The sequence below is a fragment of the Kitasatospora sp. NPDC097643 genome, assembly GCF_040302625.1.
GTDB lineage: Bacteria > Actinomycetota > Actinomycetes > Streptomycetales > Streptomycetaceae > Kitasatospora.
Window position 1 is genome coordinate 59,814 of the sequence record NZ_JBEOSA010000050.1, and the last position, 7,526, is coordinate 67,339.

Consider the following 7,526-nt stretch of genomic DNA (forward strand, 5'->3'; position numbering starts at 1 on the left):
AAGCTTTCCGCCGATCATGGTCCGTTGTCGGTGGTGCCGCGCCCCGAATCGGGGGTGGTGCTAGCTACACCCCCACTGGGCAGCCCCCTTCATGGTGACTGTTGATCACCGGGCCCTAGGCTGTCCGTCATGTCCTCCACCACGTTGCGCCGGGCGCTCGTCAGGAGCCTGCGCCGGCCCCCGTGGTCGGCGCAGACCTGGCGGGACACCCGCTTCACGGCCGCCGGCATACCGATGGCGCTGCCGGTCTGGCTGGCCGTCACCGAGTCCAAGCTGATGTTCCCGCTGCTCGCGGTGATGCTGCTCTGCGTGCGCCCGCTCACCGCCCTCCAGCGCGGCCGGCTGCGCGCCCTGCACGGGGTGGAGCTGCCGCCCCCGCGCCCGGCGCAGGAGGGGGCCGGGCTGCTGGAGCGGCTGCGCACCCTGCACGGGGCGAACTGGCGTCAGGTCGGCTACCACCTGGTGGTCGGCCCGCTGCTGGCGGTGGGCGCCCTGACCCTGCTGTACGCCTGGGGCGCCGGCGTGGTGACCGCCACCCTGTACGGCTGGGAGTGGGCGCTGCCGGAGAGCAGTTCGCTGCACGAGGACGAGGCCGGCACGAACGTGGTGCTCACGGTGGCCGGGGTGCTGCTGCTGCTCGCCCTGCCCTGGCTGACGGCGCTGCTGGCCCGGCTGGAGGAGCGCGCGGCCCGGCTGCTGCTGGGCCCGAACCGGGCGGAGGCGCTGGAGCGGCGGGTCGAGGAGATCGCCGAGAGCCGCGCCGGACTGGTGGACGCGGTGGACGCCGAGCGCCGCCGGATCGAGCGGGACCTGCACGACGGCGCCCAGCAGCGCCTCACCTCGCTGGCGATGAACCTGGGCCTGGCCCGGCGCACCCTCAAGGACGTCCCGCCCGAGGTCATGCAGGTGCTCGTGGACGCGCACGAGGAGGCCCAGGCGGCCATCGACGAGCTGCGCGACCTGGTCCGCGGCCTGCACCCGGCCGTCCTGGAGGACCGCGGACTGGACGCGGCGCTGTCCGGCATCGCCGCCCGCGCCCCGCTGCCGGTGCGGCTGGACGTCGACCTGGTCGAGCCGATCGCCCCCACCGTCGAGGCGGTCGCCTACTTCACCGTCTCCGAGGCGCTCACCAACGTGGCCAAGCACGCCCGCGCGCAGCGGGTCGACCTCTCGGTGCGGACGGCCGGCGGCCGGCTGCGCCTGGTCATCAGCGACGACGGCGTGGGCGGCGCGGACCCCACGCGCGGCACCGGGCTCATCGGTCTGCGCAAGCGCGCCGCCTCGGTCGACGGCACGCTGTCCGTTCTCAGCCCCCTCGGGGGTCCCACCACCATCACCGTGGAGTTGCCGTGCGCGCTGTGATCGCCGAGGACTCGGTCCTGTTGAGGGTCGGCCTGGTCAAGGTCCTGGAGGCGGTGGGCTTCGAGGTGGCGGCCGCCGTCGGGGACGCCGACGAACTGCTGGCCGCGGTGGAGGAGCACCGCCCGAAGGTGGTGGTGGCGGACGTCCGGATGCCGCCGGGCTTCACCGACGAGGGCGTGAAGGCCGCCATGGTGATCCGCCGGCAGTGGCCCGAGGTCGCCGTGCTGCTGCTCTCCCAGTACGTGGAGGAGCGCTATGCCGCCGACCTGCTGGCCACCAACACCAGTGGGGTCGGCTACCTGCTCAAGCAGCGGGTGGCCAACGTGGACGACTTCGTGGACGCCTTGCAGCGGGTCGCCGAGGGCGGCACCGCGCTGGACCCGGAGGTGGTGGCCCAGCTGCTGGTGCGCCGCCACCGGGACCCGCTGGAGAAGCTGACCCCGCGCGAGCGGGACGTGCTCGGCCTGATGGCGGAGGGCCGCTCCAACGCCGCGATCGCCGGCTCGCTGGTGGTCAGCGACAGCGCGGTGGCCAAGCACATCAACTCGATCTTCACCAAGCTGGACCTGCCGCCGGCCGACGACAGCCACCGCCGGGTGATGGCCGTGCTGCGGTTCCTGGAGGTCGGGTAGCGATGCGGGGGGCGAAGACCTGGCGGCTCCTCGGGACGGTCACCGCGGTGCTGCTGGTGATCGGCGGCGGGTCGCAGACCTGGGCGATGGTGGTGCAGCAGCGCTCGGTCGCCGAGCGGCCGTACGACGTGTCGATCCGGAAGCTGAAGCTGGACACCGGCAACGCCTCGGTGCGGGTCCGGCCGGGCCGGGAGGGCCGGGTCGTGGTCCGGCAGCAGCTGGACTGGACGATCCGCAAGCCGGTGGTGTCGGCCGTCTTCGAGGGGGACGAGCTCACCCTCGGTCTGCAGTGCCGGCTGGTGCTGCCGTTCGTCGACCTGGGTTGCGGCGCGCAGATCGAGCTGGAGGTGCCGGCCGGCACCGACGTGTCGGGGCAGTTCGGCTCGGGCAGCGTCGACGTGGAGGGGCTGAGCGGCAACGTCCGGCTGGAGGGCACGTCGGGGGCGGCCCAGCTGAGCGGCCTGTCCGGGGAGGTGTACGCGCACCTCACCTCGGGGCTGGTGAAGGGCGAGGACCTGAGCTCGGCGCGGGTGGACGCGGCCACCACCTCGGGCGCGGTGGAGCTGGCCTTCACCCGGGCCCCGCACGCGGTGGACGTGAGCACCACCTCCGGCTCGGTGACGATGACCGTGCCGAAGGGCGGCCGCTACGCCTTCAGCGGGGAGGCCGGCTCGGGCAGCCGCCACATCGACCCCGAGCTGGCCGACGGCTCCAGCCCGAACAGCATCCGCGCCGAGGTCATCTCGGGTTCGCTGCGGATCGACGCGGCCACGGGGTAGCCACCGGGGAGGAGCCGGGGGCAGAGAGGAGCCGGGGGATAGAGGGGACAAGGAGGACACCGCCGGGCGGGTGATCCGGGTGGGGGACAATGGAGAGTCCCCGTACCCCGTCCCCGAGGTCAGCCGCGCATGACAGCCACGCCCGCACCCACCGCGACCACCGCCGAGTTCGCGCCGCTCGACATCGGCCCGATCCAGGTGTGGCCGCCCGTCGTGCTGGCGCCGATGGCCGGCATCACCAACGCGCCGTTCCGCACCCTCTGCCGCGAGCAGTCCGGCGGCAAGGGCCTGTACGTCTCGGAGATGATCACCACCCGGGCGCTGGTCGAGCGCAACGCCAAGACCATGCAGCTGATCAAGTTCGACGCCAGCGAGAAGCCGCGCTCGATCCAGCTGTACGGCGTGGACCCGGCGACGGTCGGCAAGGCCGCCCGGATGATCGCGGACGAGGGCCTGGCCGACCACATCGACCTCAACTTCGGCTGCCCCGTCCCCAAGGTGACCCGCAAGGGCGGCGGCTCGGCGCTGCCGTACAAGCGCAACCTGCTGCGCGAGATCCTGCGCGAGGCCGTGGCCAACGCGGGTGACCTGCCGGTGACCATGAAGATGCGCAAGGGCATCGACGACGACCACCTCACCTACCTGGACGCCGGCCGGATCGGCGCCGAGGAGGGCGTGTCCGCGATCGCCCTGCACGGCCGCACCGCCGCCCAGCACTACGGCGGCACGGCCGACTGGTCGGCGATCGCCCGGCTGCGCGACTCGGTGCCGGCGCACGTCCCGGTGCTGGGTAACGGCGACATCTGGTCGGCGGACGACGCTGTCCGGATGATGCGGGAGACCGGCTGCGACGGCGTCGTGGTGGGCCGCGGCTGCCTGGGCCGCCCGTGGCTGTTCCGGGACCTGGTCGCGATCTTCGAGGGCGACGTCGACTACGCCCGCCCGGACTTCGGCTACGTGGCGCGGGCGATGGTGCGCCACGCCCAGCTGCTCGGCGAGTGGATCGGGGACGAGGCGCGCGGTGTGATCGACTTCCGCAAGCACGTCGCCTGGTACACCAAGGGCTTCTCGGTCGGCTCGGAGCTGCGGGTGAAGCTGGCCAACTCCTCCTCCCTGGCCGAACTGGCCGAAACCCTCTCCCTGGTGGAGCAGTCGCAGGGCTGGCCGGACGGCGCGGACGGCCCGCGCGGCCGCACCAGCGGCAACGGCCGGGTGGTGCTGCCGGAGGGTTGGTTGGACGATCCGTACGACTGCGCCCGCCCGGGCGAGGATGCCGAATCGGACACCTCTGGCGGATGATCTATCCGTAGTGGCAAAAATGCCCCTCAGGGGCTGACTGCCACTCAGTCCCAGCCCTCTTGTCCATCCTGGACAAGAGGGCTCCTTTTCGGCGTTCTGGCGTCACGCAACGAGCACGATTCTGGACACAGTGCGACGATCGACGCAGGGCGTCTACGTTCGATCGATGAGATGCGCTGGTGACCCTTGCCACATGCGGTGGCGCCTGATGGCGGGTCAGTGGACGAAATGGACAGGTCGGCCGTGAATCGCTTCCCGAAGCCGACCGCCGGGGTTCGGCCGATTCGGGTGCAGGAAATCAAGCCGGGGCAACGCGACCGACCCGTCGTCGCTACCCTCCGTCCGAATCGTGCGATCTTCACGTTTCGTTGCGTTCAAGACTTGAACGCTTCCTCGCGTCATCCGGACGATTTCACCAACAGAGGTGAACGCCTTTATGCGCATTCGATCTAGCGGGTTACCAGCGGGTACCGGCCTCGTACGGCCTATTCGGGGCAGAGAAGTGCCTTCGAAATGGGTATGTTCTCCGGCGTCAGGGCAACCGCGTACGAGGAGACCGACCCGTGCCGTCCCAGCAGAAGTTTGTTTACTCCTTCACCGAAGGAAACAAGGACCTCAAGGATCTTCTTGGCGGCAAGGGCGCGAACCTGGCCGAGATGACCAACCTGGGCCTCCCCGTCCCTCCGGGGTTCACCATCACCACCGAGGCCTGCAAGGTCTTCCTGGAGACCGGTAGCGAGCCGACCTCCCTCCACGAGGAGATCAGCGCCCACCTGGACGCGCTCGAGCAGGAGATGGGCAAGAAGCTCGGCCAGGCCGACAACCCGCTCCTGGTGTCGGTCCGCTCCGGCGCCAAGTTCTCGATGCCCGGCATGATGGACACCGTCCTCAACATCGGCCTTTCCGACGTCTCGGTGACCGGCCTCGTCGCGCAGTCCGGCAACGAGCGCTTCGCCTGGGACTCGTACCGCCGCCTGGTCCAGATGTTCGGCAAGACCGTGCTGGGCGTCGACGGCGAGCTGTTCGAGGAGGCCCTGGACGAGGCCAAGCACGCCAAGGGCACCGTCAACGACCTGGACCTGGACGCTTCCGACCTCCAGGAACTCGTCGAGGTGTTCAAGGGCATCGTCGAGCGCGAGACCGGCCGGGCCTTCCCGCAGGACCCGCGCGAGCAGATGGACCTCGCCATCCACGCGGTGTTCCACTCCTGGAACGGCGACCGCGCCCGGCTGTACCGCCGCCAGGAGCGCATCCCGAACGACCTCGGCACCGCGGTCAACGTCTGCACCATGGTGTTCGGCAACCTCGGCGAGGACTCCGGCACCGGCGTCGCCTTCACCCGCGACCCCTCCACGGGCGCCCAGGGCGTGTACGGCGACTACCTGTCCAACGCCCAGGGCGAGGACGTCGTCGCCGGCATCCGCAACACCCTGCCGCTGGCCGAGCTGGAGAAGCTCGACAAGAAGTCGTACGACGAGCTGATGGCGATCATGCAGAAGCTCGAGAACCACTACCGCGACCTCTGCGACATCGAGTTCACCATCGAGCGCGGCAAGCTCTGGATGCTCCAGACCCGCGTCGGCAAGCGCACCGCCGCCGCCGCCTTCCGGATCGCCGTCCAGCTGGTCGACCAGGGCCTGATCGACCTGGACGAGGCCCTCATGCGGGTCACCGGCGGCCAGCTCTCGCAGCTGATGTTCCCGCGCTTCGCCCCGAACGCCGAGTCCAAGCAGATCGGCTGGGGCCTCGCCGCCTCGCCCGGCGCGGCGATCGGCAAGGTCGTCTTCGACTCCTACACCGCCGTCAAGTGGTCCCGTTCCGGCGAGAAGGTCATCCTGGTCCGCCGGGAGACCAACCCGGACGACCTGGACGGCATGATCGCCGCCGAGGGCATCCTCACCTCGCGCGGCGGCAAGACCTCGCACGCCGCCGTCGTCGCCCGCGGCATGGGCAAGACCTGTGTCTGCGGCGCCGAGGAGCTGGAGGTCGACACCAAGGCCCGCCGCTTCACCACCGCCGACGGCCTGGTCGTCGAGGAGGGCGACATCGTCTCGATCGACGGTGCCTCCGGCAAGGTCTACCTCGGTGAGGTACCCGTCCTGCCCTCGCCCGTCGTCGAGTACTTCGAGGGCACCCTGCACGCCGGCGCCGACGTCCAGGGCGGGCTGGTCCAGGCCGTGCACCGCCTGATGTCGCACGCCGACGGCCGCCGCCGCCTCGCGGTGCGCGCCAACGCCGACAACGCCGAGGACGGCGGGCGCGCCCGCCGCTACGGCGCCCAGGGCATCGGCCTGTGCCGCACCGAGCACATGTTCCTCGGCGAGGAGCGGCGCAAGGAGGTCGAGCACCTGATCCTGGCGGACAACGACAAGGACCGCGAGCTCGCCCTCTCCACCCTGCTGCCGCTGCAGAAGAGCGACTTCCTGGAGCTCTTCCAGGCGATGGACGGGCTGCCGGTCACCGTCCGCCTGCTCGACCCGCCGCTGCACGAGTTCCTGCCGGACATCACCGAGCTGTCGGTGCGCGTCGCCCTCGCCGAGGCCCGCAAGGACCCGAACGAGAACGACCTGCGCCTGCTCCAGGCGGTGCACAAGCTGCACGAGCAGAACCCGATGCTGGGTCTGCGCGGCGTCCGCCTCGGCCTGGTCATCCCCGGCCTGTTCGGCATGCAGGTCCGCGCCATCGCCGAGGCCGCCGCCGAGCGCAAGCTGGCCGGCGGGGACCCGCGCCCCGAGGTGATGATCCCGCTGGTCGGCACCGTCCAGGAGCTGGAGCTGGTCCGCGACGAGTGCGAGCGCGTGCTCGCCGAGGTCGCCCAGTCCACCGGCGTCCAGCTGGACATCAAGCTCGGCACCATGATCGAGCTGCCGCGCGCCGCGGTCACCGCCGGTCAGATCGCCGAGGCCGCCGAGTTCTTCTCCTTCGGCACCAACGACCTCACCCAGACGGTCTGGGGCTTCTCCCGGGACGACGTGGAGGCCTCGTTCTTCACCGCCTACCTGGAGAAGGGCATCTTCGGGGTCTCCCCGTTCGAGACCATCGACCGCGACGGCGTCGGCTCGCTCGTCAAGCACGCCGTCGAGGCCGGCCGGGCCACCCGACCCGACCTCAAGCTCGGCGTCTGCGGCGAGCACGGCGGCGACCCGGACTCGGTCCACTTCTTCCACGAGGTGGGGCTGGACTACGTCTCCTGCTCCCCCTTCCGGATCCCGGTGGCGCGCCTGGAGGCAGGCCGCGCCGCCATCGAGTCGGCGGGCAGCGACTCGCGCTGAGAGGGTAGGCATCCCCTACTCAAGCGCGGGTACGACTGACCGCTTCCCCTCCCGTCGGGAGGGCGTACACCGGAGCTCGGCGCAGGGGGAAGTACTGGTGGGACGGCTACCGCGGTCGGCTGCCCAGCGGCATCATCGACATCGCGGAGATGGAGCACCACGCGGAGTCGTTGACGATCCTG

The 7,526-nt window shown here is 71.0% G+C and carries 5 protein-coding genes; all 5 read left to right on the top strand.

The features are described 5' to 3' along the window. Positions 1–129: 129 nt before the first annotated feature. The 5 genes from ABTY15_RS27520 to ppdK all read left to right on the top strand — a co-directional run bounded on the left by ABTY15_RS27520 (position 130) and on the right by ppdK (position 7,344). Positions 130–1,362, top strand: a complete 1,233-nt coding sequence (locus tag ABTY15_RS27520) for a sensor histidine kinase (RefSeq protein ID WP_350601001.1) — start codon at positions 130–132, stop codon at positions 1,360–1,362. Further along, on the top strand, positions 1,350–1,994 hold the full coding sequence (locus ABTY15_RS27525; protein ID WP_350601004.1) for a response regulator: 645 nt from the start codon (positions 1,350–1,352) through the stop codon (positions 1,992–1,994). Before ABTY15_RS27520 ends, ABTY15_RS27525 begins: the two co-directional genes overlap by 13 nt. A gap of 2 nt (positions 1,995–1,996) precedes the next feature. Continuing rightward, positions 1,997–2,773: a DUF4097 family beta strand repeat-containing protein gene (locus ABTY15_RS27530; RefSeq protein WP_350601007.1), complete on the top strand. Its 777-nt coding sequence runs from the start codon at positions 1,997–1,999 to the stop codon at positions 2,771–2,773. Positions 2,774–2,902: 129 nt separating this feature from the next. Beyond that, on the top strand, positions 2,903–4,072 hold the full coding sequence (gene dusB / locus ABTY15_RS27535; RefSeq protein WP_350601010.1) for a tRNA dihydrouridine synthase DusB: 1,170 nt from the start codon (positions 2,903–2,905) through the stop codon (positions 4,070–4,072). Positions 4,073–4,635: 563 nt separating this feature from the next. Then, positions 4,636–7,344, top strand: coding sequence for a pyruvate, phosphate dikinase (gene ppdK, locus ABTY15_RS27540; RefSeq protein WP_350601012.1), 2,709 nt, complete (start codon positions 4,636–4,638; stop codon positions 7,342–7,344). Positions 7,345–7,526: the final 182 nt, after the last annotated feature.